Here is a 22,948-nt window from a genome sequence, read left to right as displayed (position 1 = left end):
CGTCAGGGCGGCGGGGCGTGGTCCCCGGAATAGCATGCCGGGCCCGAAGCGGCAAATCCGCCGGTCAATAGCCCCGCGCCCGGTCCACCAGATGCAGCAGCGGCTGGCCGCGCATGGCGCGGCGCAGGTTCTCGGCCGCGACCGGCGCGGCGCTGGAGGGCCGGGTCTCGGCCGCCACATGCGGGGTGACGGTGATGCGCGGATGGCGCCAGAACGGATGTTCTGGCGGCAAGGGTTCGTGCCGGAACACGTCCAGCACCGCGCGCGCCGCCGGGTCGCGGTCCAGCGCCGCGATCAGCGCCGGTTCGTCGATCAGCGTGCCGCGCCCGGCATTGATGATCGTCGCGCCCGCCGGCAGCAGCGCCAGCCGTTCGGCGTTCAGCAGGTCGCGGGTCTCGGCCGTGTCGGGTAGCAGGCAGACCAGGATCTCGGCGCGGCGCAGGGCCTCGGGCAGGGCCGCGCCGGGCAGGACCTCGATCCCCGGCACGGCGCGGCCGGATGCGGACCAGCCGGTGACCCGGAAACCCAGCCCCGCCAAGGCCGAGGCCACGGCCCGCCCCAGTTCGCCCATGCCCAGCACGGTGACGCCGCGCCCGGCGGCCAGCGGCGGGGTCAGGTGGTTGCGCCAGACCCCGTCCTGCGCATGGCGGTCCATGCCCAGATGCGCCCGCAGCGCCCAGCCGGTGCAATATTCCACCATGCCCTGCGCCAGGCCCGGATCGACCATCCGGCACAGCGGCTGCGTCAGGGTCGGGTTGGTCACGATGCGCTCGACCCCCGCCCAGAGGCTTTGCACGACGCGGGCGCGGGTGAAGGGAGTGAAATCCAGCGTGGCGCCGTCCTCGGGATAGCCGGGCGCATAGATCAGCGCGTCGAAACCGGCCGGATCGCCGTCGCGGCGCAGATCCATCTCGGGGCAGGCGGCACGCAGGGCGGGCGCCCAGGCGTCCCACAGCCGGGCAGGGGCGGCGAACAGCACCCGCATCCGGTCAGCCCCGCGGCCGGTGGACATGGGCCGATTGCACGATGCCGAAGGCCATCAGCAGGATCATCAGCGAGGTCCCCCCATAGCTGACCAGCGGCAGGGGCGAGCCCTTGGCGGGCAGCATCCCCATCACCGTGGCCATGTTGATCGAGAAATACAGGAAGAACGTCCCGGCGATGCCGATGGTCATCAGGCTGGCGAAGCGGTCGCGGTTGGTCAGGGCCGAATACATGCAGAAGCCCAGGATCAGCACATAGAGCATCAGCAGCGAGCCGGCGCCGACAAAGCCGAATTCCTCGGCCAGCGAGGTGAAGATGAAGTCGGTATGCTTCTCGGGCAGGAAGTTCAGCCGCGACTGCGTGCCCTGCATGAAGCCGCGCCCCGACCAGCCGCCCGATCCCAGCGCGATCTGCGCCTGGGCGATGTTGTAGCCGGCCCCCAGCGGGTCCGAGCTTGGGTCGAGGAAGGTGTCGATGCGGCGGAACTGGTAATCGTGCAGCAATTGCCAGTCGGTGCCCCGGCTCTCCATCACCGCGGTGATGCCGGCGACGACGATGGCGACGACGCCGGCGAAATACCACAGGCTGACGCCGGCGGCGAACATGACGATGCCGCCCCCGGCGATCAGCATGATCGAGGTGCCGAGGTCGGGCTGCATCAGCACCAGCCCGGTCGGCAGCAGGATCAGGATCACCGGGATCAGCACCCAGAACGGGCGCGAGACCTTTTCGACCGGCAGCCAGTCGTAATAGGCGGCCAGCGTCATCACGAAGGCCACCTTGGTCAGCTCGGACGGCTGGATGCGGATCGGCCCCAGCACCAGCCAGCGCTGCGCGCCCATGCCGACATGGCCGATCACCTCGACCAGGATCAGCAGGCCCACGCAGATCACGTAAGAGGCCACCGAGATCGAGCGCCAGAACCAGATCGGCACGAAGGCCAGCGCGAACATCAGCACCATGCCGACGGCGAAGCGTTCCATCTGCGGCCCGGCCCATCGGTCCATCTCGCCGCCCGAGACGGAATAGAGCATCAGGAAACCGATGCAGCTGACGGCGGTGACCAGAAAGACCAGCGGCCAGTTCAGATGCAGGATCTTGCGCCAGCCGGTCGGCACCTGTGCGACGTGATAGTCGAGATAGCTCATGCGTCAGGCCTTTGCGCGCTCTTGCCCCTTGCGGGCCGAGGGGATCAGGTTCATGCGCGACCACATCTCCTGCACCTTGGCGCGCTCGCCCTCGGGATAGGCGGAAAGCGGCGGCAGCCCGTCCGCCAGCGCGTAAAGCAGGATGTCGCGGGCGATGGGCGCGGCCACGGCCGAGCCGCCGCCGCCATGCTCGACCACCACCGAGACCGCATAGCGCGGCATGTCATAGGGCGCGAAGCAGACGAACAGCGCATGGTCCCGCCGGTTCCAGGGCAGCTGCTCGTTCGAGATGACCCCGCGGGCGCGTTCGGCGGCGGTGATGTTGCGCACCTGCGAGGTGCCGGTCTTGCCCGCCATCTGCCATTCCGGCGCGATGATGCGTGAGCGCCGCGCCGTGCCGTGGCTGCCGTTCATCACCGCGTCCATGCCGGCCCGCGCCGTGCGCAGGTGCAGCGGGTTGATGTCCAGCTCCGGCCATTCCGGCAGCGGCTCGGCCTGGCCGTCGATGGCGCGCACCAGCCGCGGCGCCACCGCCCGCCCCGTCGCCACCCGCGCCGTCATCACCGCCAGTTGCAGCGGCGAGGCCAGCACATAGCCCTGGCCGATCGAGGCGTTGAGCGAATCGCCGACCTGCCATTCCTGGGAATAGCGCGCCCGCTTCCAGGCGCGGTCGGGGGCGATGCCCTCGGCGATGGCAGACATCGGCAGCTCGTGGCGCACGCCGATGCCCAGCTTGCGCGCCATGGCGGCGATGCGGTCGATGCCGACGCGCTGCGCCAGCTCGTAGTAATAGACGTCGCAGGACTGTTCGAGGCTGCGCACCGCATCGATGGTGCCGTGGCCGCCCCGGCTCCAGCAATGGAAGCGGCGGCCGGCGACCTGGGTATAGCCCGGGCAGAAGAAGCGCGAGCCGGGATTGATCACCCCGGATTCCAGCCCGGCCAGCAGCGTCACCATCTTGAAGGTCGAGCCGGGCGGATAGACGCCCTGCACGGTCTTGTCGGCCAGCGGCCGGTGGTCGTGGTTCATCAGCGCCCGGTAATCCGGCCCCGAGATGCCGCGCACGAACTTGTTCGGGTCGAAGACCGGCGAGGACGAGATGGCCAGGATGTCGCCATTGGTCACGTCCATCACCACGGCGGCGGCGCTTTCGTTGCCCAGCCGCTGGGTGGCGTAATTCTGCAGCCCGGCGTCCAGCGTGGTCTGCACCGTGGCGCCCTGCTGGCCTTCCTGCCGCGACAGCTCGCGCATCTCGCGCCCGGCGCTGTTCACCTCGACCCGGCGCGAGCCGGCCTTGCCGCGCAGCGACTCCTCCAGCTTGGCCTCCATGCCGACCTTGCCCAGCTGGAACTCGGGCAGGCGCAGCACCGGGTCCGGATCCTCGATCTTCGACAGGTCGTAATCCGAGACCGGGCCGACATAGCCCAGCACATGCGCGAAATCGCCGGCGCGCGGATAGCTGCGCGACAGGCCCGCCTCGGGCGTGACGCCCGGCAGGGCGGGGGCGTTGAGCGCGATCGAGGAAAACTCGGCCCAGCTCAGCCGGTCGGCGACCAGCACCGGGGTGACGGCGCTGCGCTTGCGGATCTCTTCCAGGATCTCGGCGGCTTGGCGGTCGGACATCGGGATGATGTGACGCAGCCGGGCGATCACGGTCGAGATGTCGCCGGCCTCCTCGCGGGTCAGGGTGACGCGGTAGTTCTGCTCGTTCCCGGCGATGATCGTGCCGTGGCGGTCCAGGATCAGCCCGCGCGCCGGCGGCAGCAGCCGGATCTTGATCGAATTGCCGTCCGACAGCATGCGATACTGGTCGGCATGCTCGATCTGCATCGAGCGCAGCTTCAGCCCCAGTGCCGAGACCACCGCTGCCTGGATCGCCCCCAGCATCAGCACCCGGCGGGTGATGAGGCGGCTGCTTTCGGCGATTTCGCGTTCCGACTTGCGCATGGCTCAGCGATGCCTCGTGTCTCGTTCGGCGCGGCCACGCGGCAGGCCCAGCACCCAGCCGGCAAGCCCCGCGACCAGCGGATAGGCCGCGACCGTGGCGATGTATTGCAGGATCACCTGCCCGAAGGGCGGCAGGGGCAGGAAGAAGATCACCAGCAGGAAGCGGTTCGCCACCATCATCAAGGCCAGAAGCATCGCCACGCGCAACCATTCAACCATGAAAGGCAGCTCTCGCCAACGCTGCTCGCGCTTGCGGGCGGCCTCGGTGCCGATCACGGCCAGCGCTGCGCCCAGCCCGATGGGGTGAAGCAGCAGGATGTCCTCGATCAGGAACAGGACGGCGATGGTCAGCACCGGGACCTGTTCGGGGCGGCGCAGCACCCAGACCAGCGCCAGGCACAGCCCCAGGTCCGGCCCCGGCCAGCCGATGCGGCCCGGCGCCAGCGGCAGCAGCCGCCAGAACAGGATCGCCAGGAACAGCGCCACGAACAGCGCCTGTCCCAGCAGCCGCTGGCGGCGGGCCGGCTCAATCATCCGCGGCCTCGGCCTCGGCGCCGGCCGCTTGCAGGTCGGACAGCGGCGGCAGCGGCGGGCCGATGAAATCGGCGCTCGGCGGCGGGATCAGCAGTCCGGTATCCGAGAGTTGCTCGGCCGGGTGGCTGCGCAGCACCCGCAGGAATTCCAGCCGCCCGTAATCGGCGGCCAGCCGCACCCGCAGCCGGCCGTCGCTGGCCAGCGCCACCTGGCCGACCGGCAGGCCCGGCGGGAACACGCCGCCGTCGCCCGAGCTGACCACCCGGTCGCCGGGGCGCAGGTTCTCGGGGCTTTCGATGAAGTCCAGCGCCGGCAGGGCGGTGTTGTCGCCGGTCAGCAGCGCGTGCTGGCCCGAGGGCAGGATGGTCACCGGGATGCGGCTGGAGGGATCGGTCAGCAGCATGACCCGGCTGGTGGTCTGCCCGACGCCCGAGATGCGCCCGACGAGCCCCAGCCCGTCCATGGTCGCCCAGCCGTCCAGGATGCCGTCGCGCGCGCCGACGTTCAGCAGCACCGATTGCCGGAAGGCCGTGCCGCTGTCGGTCAGCACCACCCCCGAGACCGAGGTCAGGGCCGGATCGATCCGCACGCTGTTCTGCGCCAGCAGCTTGGCGTTTTCCTGCTCCAGCTGCACGGCGGCCTCTTTCCAGGCCGACATCTTCTGCAGCTCGCGGCGCAATTCCTGATTCTGCTCGTAGAGCCGGGCATAGGACTGGAAGCCCGCCACCATGCGCGAGACCCGGGTCACCGGCGCCATCACCCAGTCGAAGCTGGGCACGAAGCGGTCGATGAAGGCCGCGCGCATGCGTTCGGCCCTGGGACTGTCGATCTGCCAGAACAGGAACACCGCCAGCAGGAACAGCACCAGCAGCGAAACCAGGATGCGGCGGACCGGAGCCGCGTAATCAGGGCCCTTGCGCGCCATGGGCCGAACCCGCTCAGCTGTCGTAATCGATCACGTGGCGCAGCTGCTTCTCGAATTCAAGGGCCTTGCCGGTGCCCAGCGCCACGCAGCTCATCGGCTGGTCGGCCAAGCTGATCATCAGCCCGGTCTGTTCGCGCAGCGCCAGGTCCAGCTCGCCCAGCATGGCGCCGCCGCCGGTCAACATCACGCCGCGGTCCACGATGTCGGCGGCAAGATCCGGCGGCGTCGCCTCCAGCGCCACCATCACCGATTCGCAGATCTGCTGCACCGGCTCGGCCAGCGCCTCGGCGACCATGGCCTGGGTGATCTCCATCTCCTTGGGGATGCCGTTCAGAAGGTCACGGCCGCGCACCATGATCGTGGCGCCGCGCCCGTCGTCGGGCATGCGGGCGGTGCCGATCTGGGTCTTGACCCGCTCGGCCGTCGATTCGCCGATCAGCAGGTTGTGGTTGCGGCGCAGGTAGTTGATCAGCGCGTCATCCATGCGGTCGCCGCCGATGCGGACCGAACGGGCATAGACCACGTCGCCCAGGGACAGCACGGCGACCTCGGTGGTGCCGCCGCCGATATCCACGACCATGCTGCCGGTCGGCTCGGTGATCGGCATGCCGGCGCCGATGGCGGCGGCGATGGGTTCCGCGATCAGCCCGGCGCGGCGGGCACCGGCCGAGAGCACCGACTGGCGGATGGCGCGCTTCTCGACCGGGGTGGCGCCATGCGGCACGCAGACGATGATCTTCGGCTTCGAGAAGGTGGTGCGCTTGAATACCTTCTTGATGAAATGCTTGATCATTTCCTCGGCGCTGTCGAAATCGGCGATCACGCCCTCGCGCATCGGCCGGATGGCCTCGATGCTGCCCGGGGTGCGGCCCAGCATCAGCTTGGCGTCCTCGCCCACGGCCAGCACCTGCTTCTTGCCGTCCTTGACGTGATAGGCGACGACCGAAGGCTCGTTCAGGATGATGCCCTTGCCCTTGACATAGACCAGCGTGTTCGCGGTCCCCAGGTCGATCGCGATATCGGTGGAAAACAACCCGCCAAAGGCCATGTGACTACCCCTTCTGCCGTCCCTGCCATGACGGCCGTTTTCGCCGTTCTTTGCGAACGGACATTGCCCGATTGCCCCGGCGAGTCGCCCCCGCCAAGGTGTTGGACATATAGGCCGGGGCCGGGCTGGGGAAAACCAGAAAATTCCATTCCGCCGATGTCGTGGCGGCGATCCGCGGGCCCTGCCGCGTCGCTTGACCGGGCAGCGCCGCCTGCTAGGCTGCCGCCGGTTCTGGTCGCCAGGAAGGGGCAGGGTTTGCGGGACGATATCGTGGGGATCTGCCGCTTTTCCTTCCTGGGGAAATGCGACTGGGCCGAGACTGCCGGGCAGGGCGGCAACGCCCCCGCGCTGATGGCGCGGCGCCGCGCCATGCTCTACGCGCCCGAGCGGCTGGCGCGCCGCTTCGCCGCCTTCGAGACGCTCTGCCTGCCCTCGGTCAGGGCGCAGACCGACGCGGATTTCCGCTTCTGGATCCTGACCTCGCCCGAGATGCCGCGCGAATGGCTGGAGCGGCTGCGCGATCTTTGCGCAGGCCTGCCGCAGATCCGGCTGATCGTCTCGGACAAGCGCGAGACGGTGAACGCGCTGCGCGAGCCGCTGCGCGAGGCGGCCGATGCGGCCGGCCGGCCGGTGATCCAGTTCCGCGTCGACGACGACGACGCCTTCAGCCGCCACCATGTCGCCCGCATCCGCGGCCATGCAAGGCGCTTTTCAGACCTGCCGGCCTTCGCTCTCAGCTATCCGCAGGGCCTGGTCATGGGCAGCTACGAGGGCGAGCCGATCAGCTACTGGCGCGCGCATCAGCCCTTCCTGGGCGCCGGCGCGGCGGTGCGGATGCGCGGCGCGGGCCGCTGCATCTATGCCTACAACCATTTCCAGCTGCCCAAGCATTTCCCGGCCTTCACCGATATCGGCGGGCTCGGCTATCTGCAGACCCGCTGGGACGAGGGCGATTCCGTCGCCACCATCGTCGCGAAATTCCCGAAATGGTTCCAGCGGCTGGACCCGGACGCCTTCCAGCAGGCGCTGGCCGAGGATTTCCCCTTCCTGCAGGGCGTCGACCTGGGCTTCGTGGAACGCAAGGGGGCGGCCTGACAGCCGCCCCCTCTTACGCCATTTCGTGGCGGATCAGTGCGAATACATGCTGACCTGCTTGGCGTCGGCGCCTTCGCCGACCATGTCGCGGCGCACCTTCAGCCGGTTCAGCGCGCCGACATAGGCCTTCACGCTGGCCAGGATGGTGTCGGTATCCGAGGCCTGGCCGGTGGCGATGCGGCCTTCCTCCTCCATGCGCACGCTGACGGTGGCCTGGGCATCGGTGCCCTCGGTCACCGCATGGACCTGATACAGCTGCAGATGCGCCTTGTGCGGCCAGATCGCCTTGACGGCGTTGAAACAGGCATCGACCGGGCCGTCGCCGGTGGCATGGACGGTCTTTTCCTCGCCGCCGACCGTCATGGTCAGGTCGGCCGACTGCCCGTCCGTGCCGCAGACCACGCGCAGGTGCTTCACCTGCAGGTAATCGTGCTCGGTATTGGCGGCGCTGTCCTGCATCAGCGCCACCAGGTCGTCGTCGTAGATCTCTTTCTTGCGGTCGGCCAGGGCCTTGAAGCGCACGAAGATGTCCTTCAGCTGGTTGTCGCCCAGCTCATAGCCCAGGTCGCGCAGTTTCGAGCGCAGCGCGGCGCGGCCCGAATGCTTGCCCATGGCGATATTGGCCTCGTTCAGGCCGATATCGGCGGGGCGCATGATCTCGAAGGTCTCGACATTCTTCAGCACGCCGTCCTGGTGGATGCCGGATTCGTGCAGGAAGGCGTTCTTGCCGACGATGGCCTTGTTGAACTGCACCGGAAAGCCCGAGACCTGGCTGACCCGACGCGAGATGCCCATGATCTTCGTCGTGTCGATGCCGGTCGTATAGGGCATGATGTCGTGGCGCACCTTCAGCGCCATCACCACCTCTTCCAGCGCGGTGTTGCCGGCCCGCTCGCCCAGCCCGTTGATGGTGCATTCGATCTGCCGCGCGCCGGCCTCGACGGCGGCCAGGGCATTGGCGGTCGCCATGCCCAGGTCGTTGTGGCAATGCGTGGCGAAGACCACCCCGTCGGCGCCCGGCACCCGTTCCAGCAGCATGCGGATCAGCGCGGCCGATTCGCGCGGCGCGGTATAGCCCACGGTGTCGGGGATGTTGATGGTGGTGGCGCCGGCCTTGATGGCGATCTCGACCACCCGGCACAGGTAGTCGTGCTCGGTCCGGGTGGCGTCCATCGGCGACCATTGCACGTCGTCGCACAGGTTGCGGGCATGGCTCACGGTCTGCTCGATCCGCTCGGCCATCTGGTCCATGTCCAGGTTCGGGATGGCCCGGTGCAGGGGCGAGGTGCCGATAAAGGTGTGGATGCGCGGGCGCTTGGCGTGCCTCACCGCCTCCCAGCAGCGGTCGATATCGGGGAACTGGGCGCGGGCCAGGCCGCAGATCACACTGTTCTGCGCCTGCTTGGCGATCTCGCTCACGGCGGCGAAATCGCCCTCCGAGGCGATGGGAAAGCCCGCCTCGATGATGTCCACGCCCATCTCGTCCAGCATCTGGGCGATTTCCAGCTTCTCGGCATGGGTCATGGTGGCGCCGGGCGATTGCTCGCCGTCGCGCAGGGTGGTGTCAAAGATCAAGACGCGGTTCGGATCGGTCATGTCGGTTCTTTCTTACGCGGGAATTCGGGGTTCAGAAGCCAAGCCGGGCGCGAACCAGACTGAGCGGCGGCCCGGAAGACCCGCTCAGCGCAGCGTAAGAAGAAGCAGACCGCGGAGGTTCACGGCAATACGCGCGCCATCATGCGCGTGCGGGGCCGTGGCAATGATCTGCTGCATCCGAGTCATGGCGCGAACTATAAGACCCGCGCCACCGGCTTGAAAAGACGAAAAACACGCTGCCGCAGCAATTTCCCGCCCCGCAGCCGGCACGGGCGTTGCCGCCCCGCACCGCCGCCTGCTTCACCGTTTTCCAAATACTCCTGCGCCCGTGCCGCCGGTGCGGCAGCTCAAAGCGCGCGCCAGCCGATGTCGCGGCGGCAGAAGCCCCCCGGCCAGTCAATGGCATCGGCCAGCGCATAGGCGCGCGCATGCGCCTCGGCTAGGGTGGCGCCGCGCCCGGTTGCCGCCAGCACCCGGCCGCCCGTGGCGACGATCTGCCCGTCGCGGCGCGCGGTGCCGGCATGGAAGACCATGCGGAAACTGTCCTCGGCCAGCGCGTCGAGCCCGCGGATGGCGCTGCCCTTCTCATGGCTGCCGGGATAGCCCTTCGCGGCCAGCACCACGGTCAGGGCATGGTCGTCGGCCCAGCTGACCGAGGCCGTGCCCAGCCGGCCCTCGGCGCAGGCCAGGATCAGGTCCAGCGCCTGGGCGCCCAGCCGCATCATCAGCACCTGGCATTCCGGGTCGCCGAAGCGGACATTGTATTCCACCAGCCGCGCCCGCCCGTCCCGGATCATCAGCCCGGCATAAAGCACGCCCTGGAACGGCGTGCCGCGCCGCGCCATCTCGGCCACCGTGGGGCGGACGATCTCGGCCATGACCGCATCCTGGATCTCCGCCGTCAGCACCGGGGCCGGGGAATAGGCGCCCATGCCGCCGGTATTCGGTCCGGTATCGCCGTCGCCCACGCGCTTGTGGTCCTGCGCCGTGCCGATCGGCAGGCAGTCCACCCCGTCGCAAAGCACGAAGAAGCTCGCCTCCTCGCCTTCCATGAATTCCTCGATCACCACCTCGGCCCCGGCCGCGCCGAAGGCGCCGCCGAAGGCGTCATCGATGGCGGCGATGGCCTCGGCCTCGGTCATGGCCACGGTCACGCCCTTGCCGGCGGCCAGCCCGTCGGCCTTGACGACGATGGGCGCCCCCTGCGCGCGGATATAGGCCCGCGCCGGCTCGGCGGCGTCGAAGCGCGCCCAGGCGGCAGTCGGCGCGCCGCAGGCGTCGCAAACCTCCTTGGTGAAGGCTTTCGAGGCTTCCAGCATCGCCGCCGCCCGGGACGGGCCGAAGACCAGGATGCCCGCCGCCCGCAGCTCGTCGGCGACGCCCGCTGCCAGGGGCGCCTCGGGGCCGATCACCACCAGGTCGATGGCGTTCTCCTCGCAAAAGCCGATCACGGCGGGGCCGGACAGGATGTCCAGATCCGCCAGCCGCGCCAGCGGCTCCATTCCGGCATTGCCCGGCGCGACGAACAGCCGGTCGCATTTCGGATTCTGCCGGATCGCCCAGGCCAGCGCATGTTCGCGCCCGCCGCTGCCGAGGATCAGGATGTTCATGCGGAAAGGCCCCTTTGCGAATGGTCCCGCGCCTTCTAGGAACTGGCCCGGCCCGGATCAATCCCCCAAGCCCCTTGATCCCGCCCGCGCCCCGCGCCACAACCGGGCCATGGAGCTTTTCGAAGACACGCCCGCCAGCAACGCCCATGAATTCACCGTCTCGGAAATCTCGGGCGCGGTGAAGCGCGTGATCGAGGGCGAGTTCGGCCGCGTCCGCGTGCGCGGCGAGATCGGCCGCGTCTCGCGCCCCTCCTCGGGGCATCTCTATTTCGACCTCAAGGACGAACGCGCCTGCATCGCCGCCGTCACTTGGAAGGGCCAGGCCGCGCGTCTCTCGACCCGACCCGAGGAGGGGATCGAGGTCATCGCCACCGGCCGGCTGACCACCTTTCCCGGCCAGTCGAAATATCAGCTGATCGTCGAGGAGATCGAGCCCGCCGGCGCCGGCGCGCTGATGATGATGCTGGAAAAGCGCCGCAAGGCGCTGGCGGCCGAGGGGCTGTTCGACGAATCGCGCAAGCGGCCGCTGCCCTACCTGCCGCGGGTGATCGGCGTCGTGACCTCGCCCTCGGGCGCGGTGATCCGCGACATCCTGCACAGGTTGCGCGACCGTTTCCCGACGCGGGTGCTGATCTGGCCGGTGGCGGTGCAGGGCGAGGGCTGCGCGCCGCAGGTCGCCGCCGCGATCCAGGGCTTCAACGCGCTGCCCGGGGACGGGCCGATCCCGCGCCCCGAGCTGATCATCGTCGCGCGCGGCGGCGGCAGCCTGGAAGACCTGTGGGGCTTCAACGAGGAAGCCGTGGTCCGCGCCGCGGCGGCCAGCGACATCCCGCTGATCTCGGCCGTGGGGCACGAGACCGACACCACGCTGATCGACTTCGCCGCGGACCGCCGGGCGCCGACGCCGACCGCGGCCGCCGAGATGGCGGTGCCGGTGCGCGCCGAACTGGCCGCCCGGCTGGCCGAGATGCGGGCGCGGATCATGCGCGCCGCCCAGACCGGCAACCAGCGCCAGCGCCAGCGGCTGGCCGACCTGGGCCGGGCGCTCGGCCGGCCGCAGGCGCTGACCGATCCGGCGCGGCAGCGCTTCGACCTGTTCGCCGAACGGCTGGAACCGGCGCTGCGCGGCTTCGTGCGCGCCCGCCGCGACCGGCTGAACGCGCTGCCGCTGTCGCTCTCGGCATTGCGCGCCATGCTGCGCAACCGGCGCGAGGCGCTGCAGGCCCATCGGCAGCGCCTGCCGCTCTGCCTGGCCCGGCTGCGGCAGCGCAAGGCCGAGCGCCTGGCCGATCTGGGCCAGCGGCTGGAACGTGCCCGGTCGCGGATGCTGGGCGACAGCGCCCGGCAGATTGCCCGCGACCGGAACGCCCTGGACCAGCTCGGCACGCGTCTCGCCGCCGGCGCCGCGCGCATCCTGCCGCCGCGCCGCGAGACGCTGGAGCGGCTGGACCGCCTGCGCCAGACGCTGGGCTATCGCGAGACCCTGCGCCGCGGCTTCGCGGTCGTCCACGGCCCCGCGGGCCTGATCACCGCCGCTGCCGAGGCGGCGCAAACCCCGCGCTTCGAGATCGAGTTCCTCGACGGCCGCATGGCGGCGCGCTCCGACGCGCCCCCGGCCAAGCCGGCCCGCAGGCCAAGGCAGCCCAGGGACCAGAAATCCCTGTTCTAGCTTCTTTCTTGCCCAAATATCCCGGGGGAGCGTCTGGCGCACCCCGTCGAGGGGTGCGGCAGGCGCGGGGGGCAGAGCCCCCCTTACCGCGCGATCTCCCGCGGCCGCAGCATCAGCCAGAGCAGCGCCCCGCCGGCCAGCACCAGGAAGGGCAGCATGGCCAGGTTGACCGCGCTCCAGCCCGCCTGGGCCGAGCCGCCCATGCAGTTCATCAGCCCGCCCGAGGACAGCGAGGCCAGGAACACGCCGGAAAACACCACGGCGTCGTTCAGGCCCTGCACCCGCTCGCGCTCCTCGGGGCGATAGGCGCGGGTCAGCATGGCGGTGGCGCCGATATAGCCGAAGTTCCAGCCCAGCCCGAGCAGGATCATGGCCAGGAAGAAATGCGTGAGCTCCACCCCCGACAGCGCCACCGCGCCGGCGCCGGCCAGGATCGCCAGGCCCAGCATGACGATGCGCGTGGCGCCGAAACGGGCGATCAGATGGCCGGTGAAGAACGAGGGCGCGAACATCGCCAGCACATGGCCCGAGACGATGTTCGCCGCGTCCGCCGTGGCGAAGCCGCAGCCGACCACCGCCAGCGGCGCCGAGGTCATCACCAGGTTCATCAGCGCATAGGAGACCATGCCGCAGATCATCGCCACGGCGATCTGCGGCACGCGCAGCAGCGCGCCCAGCGGCCGGCCTTGGGCGCGGCCCCTGGCGGGCGCGGGCGGGCGCGGGATGTCGAGAAAGGCGAAGATCACCGGCCCGAGCAGGTTCAGCCCGATGATGGCGGCATAGGTGGCGAGGAAGGGGATGGCGGTCAGCTCGGCGGTCAGGCGCACCAGGACCGGGCCGGTGAAGGCGGCGGCAAGCCCCCCGGCCAGCACCCAGGAAATGGCGCGCGATTGGAACTCGGGCGGGGCGCAATCGGTGGCGGCGAAGCGGAAGAAGCCCTGCGCCGCCATATAGACCCCGGTGAACAGCGCGCTGGCGGTGAAAAGCCAGAAATTGCCCGCCGACAGCGCATAGGCGGCAATCCCCGCCCCCAGCGCCGCCGAGCCGCAGGAGAGCAGGAACCCCGCCCGCCGCCCATGCCGGCGCATGAATCCCGAAAGCGGCCGGGCCGACAGCGCCGAGCCCAGGATCATCATCGACAGGGGCAGAGTGGCGATGCAGGGATTGGGGCTGAGCATCTGGCCCGCCAGCCCGCCGACGATGAAGATCATCGACATCTGCGCCCCCAAAAGCGCCTGGGCCAGCAGCAGCACGACGACATTGCGCCGGGCGCGGCGCATGGCGTCGGAACCGGTCAGGACCGGCTGGCCATCGCCGGGGGTGGTCGCGTCGGGGGCGGTCATCGCAGGCTCATCTCAGCGCGAAAGCCTCGCGGGCGCGGGTTTCGATGGCCGCCCAATCGCCGGCGGCGACATCGGCATCCGGCGCGATCCAGCTGCCGCCGACGCAGACCACGTTCGGCAGCGCCAGGTAGTCCGGGGCGTTCTGCGGGGTCACGCCCCCGGTCGGGCAGAAGCTGACCTGCGGCAGCGGCCCGGCCAGGGATTTCAGCGATTTCGCCCCGCCCGCCGCCTCGGCAGGGAAGAATTTCAGCATGGAATAGCCCAGTTCCATCGCCCGCATCATCTCGGAGGCGGTGACGGCGCCGGGCAGGAGCGGCAGGCCGATCTCCTCGCAGGCCCGGGCCAGCCGCTCGGTCAGGCCGGGCGAGACGGCGAAGCTGGCCCCGGCATCCTTGGCGCGCCTTGCGTCCTCGGGGGTCAGCACCGTGCCGGCGCCGACATGGCCGCCCTGGACCTTGGCCATTTCGCGGATGACGTCGAGCGCGGCGGGGGTGCGCAGGGTCACCTCGAGCACCGGCAGGCCGCCGGCCACCAGGGCCGTGGCCAGCCCCTCGGCGCGGCCGGCATCGCCCACGACCAGGACCGGGATCACCGGGGCGAGTTCGCAAAGCGCGCGGGTGTTCTGGGACTGGGTCTCGGGGGTCATGGCGGGGCCTCGTTCTTGCGGAAACTGCCGGCAGGTTGCGCTTTTCCGCGCGGTTGCGCAAGGGCTCGTGTTAGCGTTAACTGCCGTCCTGGTCGGCGGCTTTGCCGGGGAAGGGGGCTGTCCGCCCCCTCTTGCGGCTGGCGCCGCAATTCACCCCCGAGGATATTTCGGCAAGAAAGAAACCCTCAGCCGCCGAAACTGCTGCGGCCGCCCGAGCGTGCGGTGGCCGAGGCGCCGAAGCCGCCGCGCTGGCTGACCTGGGCCGCGCTCATCGGCGGCTTGCCGATGGTCGAGGGCGCGCGCTGGAAGGTCGTGGCCGGCACCTTGCCGGCGCCGCGGTTGCTGGCGAAGCTCTGGTCGCCCTTGGGGGTCGAATAGCGCCCGTCGGCGGTGTTCACCATCGGCTGCGAGGAGATGCCGCCGCCGCGCGACAGCATCGAGCCCATCATGTAGCCGACCAGCAGCGGCATGAAGGAAAAGCCGCCGCCGGAATTCTGCGCCTCCTGCGTCTGCGTTGGGTCGCCGCCGCAATTGCCGGCGCCATGCTCCTGCTCGCACAGTTCCTTCGATTCGTAGCGCGGCGCGGTTTCCAGGAATTCCTGCCGGGCGGCGGCGAAGTTCTGGCGGCAGTCCTCCTCGGTGAACCACAGGGTTTCCTGCTTGCTGGCGGCGATGCAGCTTTCCAGGTCGGGAAAGCTTTGCGCGTCCATGCGGTCGTCCTCGCAGCCGGCCAGCGCCAGGGTGGCGGTTCCGGCCAGCACCAGCGCGACATGGCGGCCGCGCTTGCGAAGGCTGTGGCTGCGGGCGGGACGGGGGACGGGGTTGGAACGGGAAAATGCGTCGGTCATGGATCAGCCCTCGATGAAATGCGGCTTGAAGCGCGACAGGTTGTGGGTGATGCGCGAGCGATCCTCGCGCAGGCCGAGGCCGCAGCAGTTTTCGCCGACGATCCAGGCGCCGAGCACCGGGTGGAAGCCGCCGAAATCCGGGAGGGGCGCCAGGCCCTGCAGGATCATCGGGTGGTGCGAATAGCTGTCGTCGCCGGTGCGCGCCGTTTCGCGGCCCTGTTCGTGGATGACGACCCCCGCGCCCTCGCGCGAGAAGATCGGCTTGGTCACATGGCCGCGCGCCAGCGCGTCGCGCGCCGCCTCGAAGGCCTCGGCCACGGCGGGGGCGGGGCTGCCGCCGGACAGCGCGTCCTGCACATCCGCGAGGAAGAAGGCCGGCAGCAGGTTCGGATGGCCGGGGAACATCTGCCAGAGCAGCGGCAGGATGGCCTTGTTCGACAGGATCGCCTTCCAGGGCGGCTCGATGAAGCGGGTGCCCGAGCTTTGCAGATGCGCGGCGAAATCGTCGCGCAGCATGTCCTCCCAGGGGTAGAGCTTGAAGAGCGTGCCGATGACGCGGGATTGCTCGTCGGCGAACTGGCCCTCCTCGGTCAGGCCGATCTGCCGGAGCGCGGTGAAATGCGCGCCCAGGCCCGCCTCGCGCGCGGCCCAGGCCAGGGTCTCGACGGTGGCGTAATCCTCGGGGTTGTCGGGATCGGCGGCGAAATGCACCTCCTCGCCGTCGGCGCAGATCTGCGTCCAGCGCGCCACGATCGCCTCGTGGATGCTGTTGAACTGGTCGCAATCCTCGCCCAGCACCCCCGCCGCCTGTTGCTGTTCGAACCAGAGCCACTGGAAGCTGGCGGATTCGTAGAGCGAGGTCGGCGTGTCGGCATTGTATTCCAGCAGCTTCGCCGGGCCGCTGCCGTCATAGGCGAGGTCCATGCGGCCATAGAGCTCGGGTTCGCCGCGCGCCCAGCTCGATGCGATCAGGTCCCAGTGCTGGCGCGGGATGTCCAGCCGGGTCAGCCAGGCCTCGTCGCGGACGGTGCGGTCCACCGCCTCGCGGCACAGCGCATGCAGCTCGGTGGCGGGGGCCTCGATATCCTCCTCGATCTGGCGCAGGGTGAAGCGATAGGCGCTGGTCTCGTCCCAATAGGGCTCGCCGCCCATGTCGGCGAAGGTGAAGCCGAGCTCCTTGGCCTCGTCGCGCCAGCCGGGCCGTTCGGGAAGGGTGCGTTTTTCCATGGTCTCTCCTTCCGCCCGAGATAGGGCGGTGGGCCGGGCGGGCGCAACCCCGCATGGCGATTTTCGGGCGCGGTCCGCCGACGCGGGCCCGGCGGCCGGCGCGGCAAGGCGCCGCGGGGCGGGGCGGTTATCCGTCGCGGCCTTCGCCCGCGGCCGGGCCCCGCCAGCGCCGGCCCGTCGGGACCGGAAGCGCGCCGGACGGCGGCGGCGGCGCGGCGCGGGAAAATCTCGGGACCGGCACGCGGGGCTTGCGGCAGGCCGGGCTTCGCGCCAATCTGCTACCATTCCAGCCCCGCGAGCGACGGGGCGCGACAACAGGGATGATCCATCATGCAGAACCGTTTCCCGCTTCGCGCGCTGCTTCTGGCTTCGGCCATGTCTCTGGGGGTGGCGGCGCCGGCCGCCTGGGCCGAGACCCCTGCCGACACGCTGGTCATCGCCCATCAGATTGACGACATCATCAGCCTCGATCCCGGGCAGAGCTTCGAATTCTCGGGGCAGGACGTGGTTCACAGCCTCTATGACCGGCTGGTCGATTTCGACCCGCTGGACCTGAATGCCGGCATCAAGCCCAGCCTCGCGGAAAGCTGGGAGGTCAGCGAGGACGGCAAGACCATCACCCTGACCATGCGCGAGGGGGTGAAGTTCCATTCCGGCAATCCGGTGCGGGCCGAGGACGCCGCCTGGTCGCTGCAGCGCGCCGTCAAGCTGAACAAGTCGCCGGCCTTCATCCTGAACCAGTTCGGCTTCACCGCCGAGAACGTGGACGAGCGCGTGACCTTCGACGGCAACAGGCTGATCCTGCAGCTGGACCAGCCCTATGCGCAAAGCTTCGTGCTGAACTGCCTGGCCTCCGAGGTCGGCTCGGTCATCGACAAGGAAACCGCGATGAGCCATGCCGAGGGCGAGGATTTCGGCAATGCCTGGCTGTCCACCAACGGCGCGGGCTCGGGGCCCTACACCCTGACCGCCTGGCGGCCGAACGAGGCGGTGCAGCTGGCCGCCAACGAGGAATACTGGCAGGGCGCGCCGGTGATGAAGCGAGTGATCGTGCGCCATGTGCAGGAGAGCAGCGCCCAGCGGCTGCTGCTGGAACAGGGCGATATCGACGTGGCCCGCAACCTGACCCCGACGGATGTCGATGGCATCGCCGGCAACGACAGGCTGAAGGTCGCGGACGAGCTGCGCGGCCGCATCCTCTACATGGGGCTGAGCCAGAAGGATCCGCTGCTGTCCCGGCCCGAAATGGTCGAGGCGATGAAATACCTGATCGACTACGCGGGCATGGAGTCGAGTTTCCTCAAGGGCCAGTGGAAGGTGCATCAGAACTTCCTGCCCGAGGGCTATCTGGGCGCCTCGGACGAGAACCTCTGGACCCATGACATCGAGAAGGCCCGCCAGATCCTGACCGATGCCGGCATCACCTCGGGCACGGTCAAGACCATCGTGCGCGACATCCGCGAATATGTCGACGCGGCCCAGACCCTGCAGGCGGCCATGGCGCAGGTCGGCCTGACGCTGGAGATCCAGCAGATGACCGGGGCGCAGGTGCTCGACGCCTATCGCGCCCGGCAGGTGCCGATCTTCATCGGCGAATGGGGCCCGGATTACGCCGATCCGAACACCAATGCCTCGACCTTCGCCCATAACCCGAACAATGCCGACGATGCCGGCCTGTCGCAGCTGGCCTGGCGCAACAGCTGGGCGGTGCCCGAGGAGATGAATCGCGCCGTCGAGGCCGCCACGCTGGAGGGCGACACCGACAAGCGCGTGCAGATGTATCTGGACATCCAGAGCCAGTATCGAGAGATCGCACCGATCATCCCGATGTTCCAGAAGATCGAGCAGGTGGCGATGCAGCAGAACGTGCAGAACTGGACCTCGGGCGGTTCGGTCACCTCGGTCAACTATCGGCAGGTGACGAAGGAATAAGGCGTGGTCCATCCCGACCTGACCGGTCCGCCGGGACAGGGCGCGCCGCCCCCGGCGGGCGGCGCGACCCCCGGCCGGGGCGCGCGGCTGCGGCGCCGGGCGCGAAGCCTGGGCGGCATCCTGCTGTCGCTGGCGCTGACGCTGCTTGGCCTGTTGCTGGTCACCTTCGTCATCGGCCGGGTCATGCCGATCGACCCGGTGCTGAAGGTGGTGGGCGAGCGCGCGACACAGGCGCAATATGACGCGGCCTTCCAGGCCATGGGACTGGACAAGCCGATCTGGCAGCAGTTCCTGCGCTACATGGCCGAGGTGCTGCAGGGCGATTTCGGCCGCTCGATCTCGACCGGGCATCCGGTGGCGCAGGACCTGCGGCGGGTGTTCCCGGCGACGGTCGAGCTGGCGACGCTGGGCACGCTGATCGGCGTCTGCGTGGGCGTGCCCTTGGGCGTGGTCGCCGCGGCGCGCCGGGGTGGCTGGATCGACCAGATCGCCCGCGTGGTGGCTCTGGTGGGCTATTCCATGCCGATCTTCTGGCTGGGGCTGATGGGGCTCTTGCTGTTCTACGGCATCCTCGGCTGGGTCGGCGGGCCGGGCCGGCAGGGCATCATATACGACGGCATGGTGCCGACCGTCACCGGGCTGATCCTGGTCGACAGCCTGGCCGCCGGCGACTGGGCCGCCTTCCGCGACGCCTTTAGCCATATCGTGCTGCCGGCCAGCCTGCTGGGCTATTTCAGCCTCGCCTATATCAGCCGCATGACGCGCAGCTTCATGCTGGAGCAGCTTTCGGCGGAATATGTCGTCACCGCCCGCGTCAAGGGCCTGTCCGAGCGGCGGGTGGTCTGGGGCCATGCCTTCCGCAACATCCTTGTGCCGCTGATCACGGTGATCGCGCTCAGCTTCGGCTCGCTTCTGGAAGGGTCGGTGCTGACCGAGATCGTGTTCTCCTGGCCCGGCATCGGCCAATACATCACCAAGGCGCTGCTGGCCGGCGACATGAACGCGGTGCTGGGCGGCACGGTGGTGGTCGGCACCTGCTTCGTGGCGCTGAACCTGCTGTCCGACATCCTCTACCGCCTGCTGGACCCGAGGGCGACATGACCGAGACGACCCGCGCATGGCTTCTGTCCGACGCGCCGCAGACCCGGCGGCAGGCGCGGCTGGGGGCGATCTACCAGGGCTGGCTGACCTTTCGCGCCAACCGGCTGGCCATGGTCGGGCTGGCGATCCTGGTCCTGCTGGTGCTGGTCGCCGCCTTCGCGCCCTGGATCGCGCCGCAGAATCCCTATGCCCAGAACCTGGCCGAGCGGCTGAAGCCGCCTTCGGCGCAGCACTGGCTGGGCACGGACGCGCTGGGCCGGGACATCCTGTCGCGGCTGATCCATGGCTCGCGCGTGACGCTGTTCATCGTCGGCACGGTGGCGCTGATCGCGCCGGTGATCGGGCTTTTCGTCGGCACGGTGGCGGGTTTCGCCGGCGGCTGGGTCGATCAGGTGCTGATGCGCATCACCGACATCTTCCTGGCCTTCCCCAAGCTGATCCTGGCGCTGGCCTTCGTCGCGGCGCTCGGCCCCGGCATCGGCAACGCGGTCCTTGCGCTGGCGATCACCTCATGGCCGCCCTATGCGCGCCTGGCGCGGGCCGAGACGCTGACCATCCGCAATGCCGACTATATCGCCGCCGCCCGGCTGCAGGGCGCAGGGCCGCTGCGGCTGCTGATCGGCCATGTCTGGCCGCTCTGCGTCAGCTCGCTGATCGTACGGGTGGCGCTGGACATGGCGGGGATCATCCTCTCCGCCGCCGGGCTGGGCTTCCTTGGCCTCGGCGCGCAGCCGCCGATGCCGGAATGGGGGGCGATGATCTCGGACGGGCGCACCTATATCCTGGACTTCTGGTGGGTCGCGGCCATGCCCGGCATGGCGATCTTTGTCGTCAGCCTGGCCTTCAACCTGCTCGGCGACGGCTTGCGCGACGTGCTGGACCCCAAGGGAGGCCGGGAATGACCCCGCTGCTTTCCGTCCGGGACCTGCGCGTCAGCTTCCCGACCCGCTCGGGCCGTTTCGAGGCGGTGCGCGGCGTCAGCTTCGACCTTGGCCGCGAAAGGCTGGGCGTGGTCGGCGAAAGCGGCTCGGGCAAGTCGATGACCGGCCGCGCCATCCTCGGCCTGGTGCGTCCGCCGGGCACGGTCGCGGCCGGGCGCATGGAGCTTGGCGGCCAATCGATCCTGAACCTGCCCGAGCGGCGCATGCGCCGGTTGCGCGGCGCGCGCATCAGCATGGTGATGCAGGACCCCAAGTTCAGCCTGAACCCGGTGATGACCGTGGGCCGGCAGATCATGGAGGGCTACCGGCTGCATAGCGGCGAAAGCCGCGCCGCGGCCCGCGACAAGGCGCTGGAAATGCTGCGCGCCGTGCAGATCCGCGATCCCGAGCGGGTCTTTCACGCCTATCCGCACGAGGTCTCGGGCGGCATGGGCCAGCGGATCATGATCGCGATGATGCTGGCCCCGGACCCCGAGATCCTGATCGCGGACGAGCCGACCTCGGCGCTGGACGTCTCGGTCAGGAACGAGGTGCTGCGCATCCTGGACCGGCTGGTCTCTGCCCGCGGCATGGGGCTGATCTTCATCAGCCACGACCTGAACCTGGTGGCGCAGTTCTGCGACCGCGTCCTCATCATGTATGCCGGCCGCGTGGTCGAGGAACTGCCCGCCCGCGACCTGCATGCCGCGAAACACCCCTATACCCAAGGCCTCCTGAACAGCCTGCCGCGGCTCGACCGGCCGGTGGACCGGCTCGCGGTCCTGCAAAGGCAACAGGGCTGGCGCGACGCCCCGCCGGCGGGAGCCCCGTGATGGCTCTTCACCGTTTTCCAAATACTCATCCGCCCCGGTGCCGCCCATGCTGACGGTCGAGAATCTGGACGTCTGGTTCGGCCATGCGCCCGAGCGCGTCGATGCGGTCCGATCCGCCAGCTTTACCGTCGCGCGGGGCGAAAGCTTCGGCCTCGTCGGCGAAAGCGGCTCGGGCAAGTCGACCATCCTGCGCGCCATCGCCGGGCTGATCGACAGCTGGTCCGGCCGCATCGAGGTGGCGGGAGAGGCCATTGCCGGCCGCCGCCGCTCGCGCGGCTTCCACAAGACGGTGCAGATGGTGTTCCAGGATCCCTATGCCAGCCTGCATCCGCGCCATTCCGTGGACCGGGTCCTGTCGGAAACCCTGCGCCTGCAGGGCATGGACGGCATCGACCGGCGCATCGCCCGGCTTCTGGACCAGGTCGGGCTGGGGCAGGGCTTCCGCTTCCGCTATCCGCATCAGCTGTCCGGCGGCCAGCGCCAGCGCGTCGCCATCGCCCGGGCGCTGGCCGCCGAGCCGAAACTGCTGCTGCTGGACGAGCCGACCTCGGCGCTGGATGTCAGCGTGCAGGCCGAGATCCTGAACCTGCTCTGCGATATCCGGGCCGAACGCGGGCTGACCTATGTGATGGTCAGCCACGACCTGGCGGTGGTGGCACATATGTGCGACCGGCTGGCGGTGATGCGCGAAGGCCGGATCGTCGAAGAGATGGATGCCGCCGCCCTGCGCGCCCGCCGGGCGCGGGGCGATTACGCCCGGGCGCTGATCGCCGCCAGCACCGGCTACAGCCGCGACGCCTAGACCGCCACCCCGACCAGCTTGCCGATCCCGGCGGTGACCGCCAGCGCCACGATGCCGCCCAGGATCACCCGCAGCGCCGCCCGGCCGGGCGGCGCGCCGCCGGCCCAGGCCCCCAGCGCGCCCAGCACCCCCAGCGCCGCCACCACGGCGACCAGCACGCTGGCGATGACCGCGCCGCCCGGCGCCAGGATCGCCGCCAGCAGCGGCACCGCCGCCGCGATGCTGAAGGTCGCGGCCGAGGCCAGCGCCGCCTGCAGCGGGTTGGCGTTCGAGGCCTCGCTGAGCCCCAGCTCGTCGCGCACATGCGCGGCCAGCGCGTCATGCTCGGTCACCTCGCGCGCGGCCTGCAGGGCGGTGCCGGGCGTCATGCCCCGCGATTCGTAGATCGCGGCCAGCTCGTGCAGCTCTTCCTCGGGCATCTCGCGCAGGGCTGCATGCTCGCGGGCGATATCGGCGCGCTCGGTATCCGATTGCGAGCTGACCGAGACATATTCGCCCATGGCCATGGACATCGCCCCGGCGACCAGCCCGGCCAGCCCGGCGATCAGGATCGCCTCGGGCCCCGGATCGGCCGCCGCCACCCCGACGATCAGCGCCCCCACCGAGACGATGCCGTCATTCGCCCCCAGCACCGAGGCGCGCAGCCAGCCCATGCGGCTGACGTAATGCGGATCGTCGGGATGGGCGCTCGGCTGGGTCATCTGGGTCCTCGGCTATTGCTGTTTCGGGCCAGCTTAACG

20 protein-coding genes are annotated in these 22,948 nt (G+C 69.7%); 7 read left to right on the top strand and 13 right to left on the bottom strand.

The window, feature by feature from the left end; all coding sequences use genetic code 11:
* Positions 1 to 64: 64 nt before the first annotated feature.
* The 6 genes from LOS78_RS04605 to LOS78_RS04580 are packed head-to-tail and all read right to left on the bottom strand — an operon-like array spanning position 65 to position 6,586.
* The gene (locus LOS78_RS04605) at positions 65 to 1,012 is read right to left on the bottom strand and encodes a glyoxylate/hydroxypyruvate reductase A (protein WP_230375782.1); all 948 of its coding nucleotides are present in this window, start codon (positions 1,010 to 1,012) and stop codon (positions 65 to 67) included.
* A complete protein-coding gene (rodA, locus tag LOS78_RS04600; RefSeq protein WP_028711191.1) occupies positions 990 to 2,132 on the bottom strand; it encodes a rod shape-determining protein RodA in 1,143 nt (380 codons plus the stop codon). The genes LOS78_RS04605 and rodA overlap by 23 nt, the downstream gene beginning before the upstream one ends.
* Positions 2,133 to 2,135: 3 nt before the next feature.
* Positions 2,136 to 4,079: a penicillin-binding protein 2 gene (mrdA, locus tag LOS78_RS04595; protein ID WP_230375778.1), complete on the bottom strand. Its 1,944-nt coding sequence runs from the start codon at positions 4,077 to 4,079 to the stop codon at positions 2,136 to 2,138.
* A 3-nt stretch (positions 4,080 to 4,082) separates the two neighbouring features.
* On the bottom strand, positions 4,083 to 4,613 hold the full coding sequence (locus LOS78_RS04590; RefSeq protein ID WP_230375777.1) for a rod shape-determining protein MreD: 531 nt from the start codon (positions 4,611 to 4,613) through the stop codon (positions 4,083 to 4,085).
* Positions 4,606 to 5,538, bottom strand: coding sequence for a rod shape-determining protein MreC (gene mreC / locus LOS78_RS04585; protein ID WP_230375774.1), 933 nt, complete (start codon positions 5,536 to 5,538; stop codon positions 4,606 to 4,608). Before mreC ends, LOS78_RS04590 begins: the two co-directional genes overlap by 8 nt.
* 13 nt (positions 5,539 to 5,551) lie before the next feature.
* Complete coding sequence (locus LOS78_RS04580) at positions 5,552 to 6,586, bottom strand: rod shape-determining protein (RefSeq protein WP_028711187.1); 1,035 nt, start codon at positions 6,584 to 6,586, stop codon at positions 5,552 to 5,554.
* Between the two features lie 255 nt (positions 6,587 to 6,841).
* Between LOS78_RS04580 and LOS78_RS04575 the strand changes: the two genes are divergently transcribed.
* Positions 6,842 to 7,681: a putative rhamnosyl transferase gene (locus LOS78_RS04575; protein WP_230375772.1), complete on the top strand. Its 840-nt coding sequence runs from the start codon at positions 6,842 to 6,844 to the stop codon at positions 7,679 to 7,681.
* A 33-nt stretch (positions 7,682 to 7,714) separates the two neighbouring features.
* Here LOS78_RS04575 and LOS78_RS04570 read toward each other — a convergent pair whose 3' ends face one another.
* Both LOS78_RS04570 and purD read right to left on the bottom strand, forming a co-directional pair.
* Entirely contained in the window at positions 7,715 to 9,277 is a 1,563-nt protein-coding gene (locus LOS78_RS04570) for a 2-isopropylmalate synthase (protein ID WP_028711185.1), read from the bottom strand.
* A gap of 347 nt (positions 9,278 to 9,624) precedes the next feature.
* Positions 9,625 to 10,887, bottom strand: a complete 1,263-nt coding sequence (gene purD, locus LOS78_RS04565) for a phosphoribosylamine--glycine ligase (protein ID WP_230375771.1) — start codon at positions 10,885 to 10,887, stop codon at positions 9,625 to 9,627.
* A 109-nt stretch (positions 10,888 to 10,996) separates the two neighbouring features.
* Here purD and xseA point away from each other — a divergent pair, with 109 nt between their 5' ends.
* Complete coding sequence (gene xseA, locus LOS78_RS04560) at positions 10,997 to 12,556, top strand: exodeoxyribonuclease VII large subunit (protein WP_230375769.1); 1,560 nt, start codon at positions 10,997 to 10,999, stop codon at positions 12,554 to 12,556.
* Positions 12,557 to 12,639: 83 nt separating this feature from the next.
* On the opposite strand, the gene LOS78_RS04555 is transcribed toward xseA, so the two are convergent.
* The 4 genes from LOS78_RS04555 to LOS78_RS04540 all read right to left on the bottom strand — a co-directional run bounded on the left by LOS78_RS04555 (position 12,640) and on the right by LOS78_RS04540 (position 16,620).
* Positions 12,640 to 13,899: an MFS transporter gene (locus tag LOS78_RS04555; RefSeq protein ID WP_371824694.1), complete on the bottom strand. Its 1,260-nt coding sequence runs from the start codon at positions 13,897 to 13,899 to the stop codon at positions 12,640 to 12,642.
* A 7-nt stretch (positions 13,900 to 13,906) separates the two neighbouring features.
* A complete protein-coding gene (eda, locus tag LOS78_RS04550) occupies positions 13,907 to 14,545 on the bottom strand; it encodes a bifunctional 4-hydroxy-2-oxoglutarate aldolase/2-dehydro-3-deoxy-phosphogluconate aldolase (protein WP_230375766.1) in 639 nt (212 codons plus the stop codon).
* A 185-nt stretch (positions 14,546 to 14,730) separates the two neighbouring features.
* Positions 14,731 to 15,393, bottom strand: coding sequence for a DUF1190 domain-containing protein (locus tag LOS78_RS04545; RefSeq protein ID WP_051416108.1), 663 nt, complete (start codon positions 15,391 to 15,393; stop codon positions 14,731 to 14,733).
* 3 nt (positions 15,394 to 15,396) lie between these two features.
* Positions 15,397 to 16,620 carry a glutathionylspermidine synthase family protein gene (locus LOS78_RS04540; protein WP_230375765.1) on the bottom strand — a complete coding sequence of 408 codons (1,224 nt, stop codon included), beginning with the start codon at positions 16,618 to 16,620 and terminating at the stop codon, positions 15,397 to 15,399.
* A gap of 330 nt (positions 16,621 to 16,950) precedes the next feature.
* On the opposite strand from LOS78_RS04540, the gene LOS78_RS04535 reads away from it, so the two are divergent.
* The 5 genes from LOS78_RS04535 (at position 16,951) to LOS78_RS04515 (ending at position 22,208) form a co-directional block, all read left to right on the top strand.
* Positions 16,951 to 18,552: an ABC transporter substrate-binding protein gene (locus LOS78_RS04535; protein ID WP_230375764.1), complete on the top strand. Its 1,602-nt coding sequence runs from the start codon at positions 16,951 to 16,953 to the stop codon at positions 18,550 to 18,552.
* Positions 18,553 to 18,660: 108 nt separating this feature from the next.
* Entirely contained in the window at positions 18,661 to 19,653 is a 993-nt protein-coding gene (locus tag LOS78_RS04530; protein ID WP_230376968.1) for an ABC transporter permease, read from the top strand.
* Positions 19,650 to 20,555 (top strand): nickel transporter permease, encoded by a 906-nt coding sequence (nikC, locus tag LOS78_RS04525; protein WP_230375762.1) that lies wholly within the window; start codon positions 19,650 to 19,652, stop codon positions 20,553 to 20,555. The genes LOS78_RS04530 and nikC overlap by 4 nt, the downstream gene beginning before the upstream one ends.
* Positions 20,552 to 21,406, top strand: a complete 855-nt coding sequence (locus tag LOS78_RS04520) for an ABC transporter ATP-binding protein (RefSeq protein ID WP_230375760.1) — start codon at positions 20,552 to 20,554, stop codon at positions 21,404 to 21,406. The genes nikC and LOS78_RS04520 overlap by 4 nt, the downstream gene beginning before the upstream one ends.
* A 46-nt stretch (positions 21,407 to 21,452) precedes the next feature.
* Entirely contained in the window at positions 21,453 to 22,208 is a 756-nt protein-coding gene (locus tag LOS78_RS04515) for an ABC transporter ATP-binding protein (RefSeq protein ID WP_230375759.1), read from the top strand.
* Here the strand turns inward: LOS78_RS04515 and LOS78_RS04510 are convergent.
* The gene (locus LOS78_RS04510; protein ID WP_230375755.1) at positions 22,205 to 22,909 is read right to left on the bottom strand and encodes a VIT family protein; all 705 of its coding nucleotides are present in this window, start codon (positions 22,907 to 22,909) and stop codon (positions 22,205 to 22,207) included. The genes LOS78_RS04515 and LOS78_RS04510 overlap by 4 nt on opposite strands.
* Positions 22,910 to 22,948 lie beyond the last annotated feature (39 nt).

The sequence above is a fragment of the Paracoccus sp. MA genome, from assembly GCF_020990385.1.
GTDB lineage: Bacteria > Pseudomonadota > Alphaproteobacteria > Rhodobacterales > Rhodobacteraceae > Paracoccus.
This window is presented reverse-complemented; position numbering and strand designations above follow the sequence as displayed.

Excerpts from the sequence above, each read along its gene's own strand:
- LOS78_RS04520 (WP_230375760.1), top strand. The coding sequence starts at position 20,552 with ATGACCCCGCTGCTTTCCGTCCGGGACCTGCGCGTCAGCTTCCCGACC.
- mrdA (WP_230375778.1), bottom strand. The coding sequence starts at position 4,079 with ATGCGCAAGTCGGAACGCGAAATCGCCGAAAGCAGCCGCCTCATCACC.
- eda (WP_230375766.1), bottom strand. The coding sequence starts at position 14,545 with ATGACCCCCGAGACCCAGTCCCAGAACACCCGCGCGCTTTGCGAACTC.
- LOS78_RS04510 (WP_230375755.1), bottom strand. The coding sequence starts at position 22,909 with ATGACCCAGCCGAGCGCCCATCCCGACGATCCGCATTACGTCAGCCGC.
- xseA (WP_230375769.1), top strand. The coding sequence starts at position 10,997 with ATGGAGCTTTTCGAAGACACGCCCGCCAGCAACGCCCATGAATTCACC.
- nikC (WP_230375762.1), top strand. The coding sequence starts at position 19,650 with ATGACCGAGACGACCCGCGCATGGCTTCTGTCCGACGCGCCGCAGACC.
- LOS78_RS04590 (WP_230375777.1), bottom strand. The coding sequence starts at position 4,613 with ATGATTGAGCCGGCCCGCCGCCAGCGGCTGCTGGGACAGGCGCTGTTC.
- LOS78_RS04555 (WP_371824694.1), bottom strand. The coding sequence starts at position 13,899 with ATGACCGCCCCCGACGCGACCACCCCCGGCGATGGCCAGCCGGTCCTG.
- mreC (WP_230375774.1), bottom strand. The coding sequence starts at position 5,538 with ATGGCGCGCAAGGGCCCTGATTACGCGGCTCCGGTCCGCCGCATCCTG.
- LOS78_RS04605 (WP_230375782.1), bottom strand. The coding sequence starts at position 1,012 with ATGTCCACCGGCCGCGGGGCTGACCGGATGCGGGTGCTGTTCGCCGCC.
- rodA (WP_028711191.1), bottom strand. The coding sequence starts at position 2,132 with ATGAGCTATCTCGACTATCACGTCGCACAGGTGCCGACCGGCTGGCGC.
- LOS78_RS04570 (WP_028711185.1), bottom strand. The coding sequence starts at position 9,277 with ATGACCGATCCGAACCGCGTCTTGATCTTTGACACCACCCTGCGCGAC.
- purD (WP_230375771.1), bottom strand. The coding sequence starts at position 10,887 with ATGAACATCCTGATCCTCGGCAGCGGCGGGCGCGAACATGCGCTGGCC.
- LOS78_RS04580 (WP_028711187.1), bottom strand. The coding sequence starts at position 6,586 with ATGGCCTTTGGCGGGTTGTTTTCCACCGATATCGCGATCGACCTGGGG.
- LOS78_RS04545 (WP_051416108.1), bottom strand. The coding sequence starts at position 15,393 with ATGACCGACGCATTTTCCCGTTCCAACCCCGTCCCCCGTCCCGCCCGC.
- LOS78_RS04540 (WP_230375765.1), bottom strand. The coding sequence starts at position 16,620 with ATGGAAAAACGCACCCTTCCCGAACGGCCCGGCTGGCGCGACGAGGCC.
- LOS78_RS04515 (WP_230375759.1), top strand. The coding sequence starts at position 21,453 with ATGCTGACGGTCGAGAATCTGGACGTCTGGTTCGGCCATGCGCCCGAG.
- LOS78_RS04535 (WP_230375764.1), top strand. The coding sequence starts at position 16,951 with ATGCAGAACCGTTTCCCGCTTCGCGCGCTGCTTCTGGCTTCGGCCATG.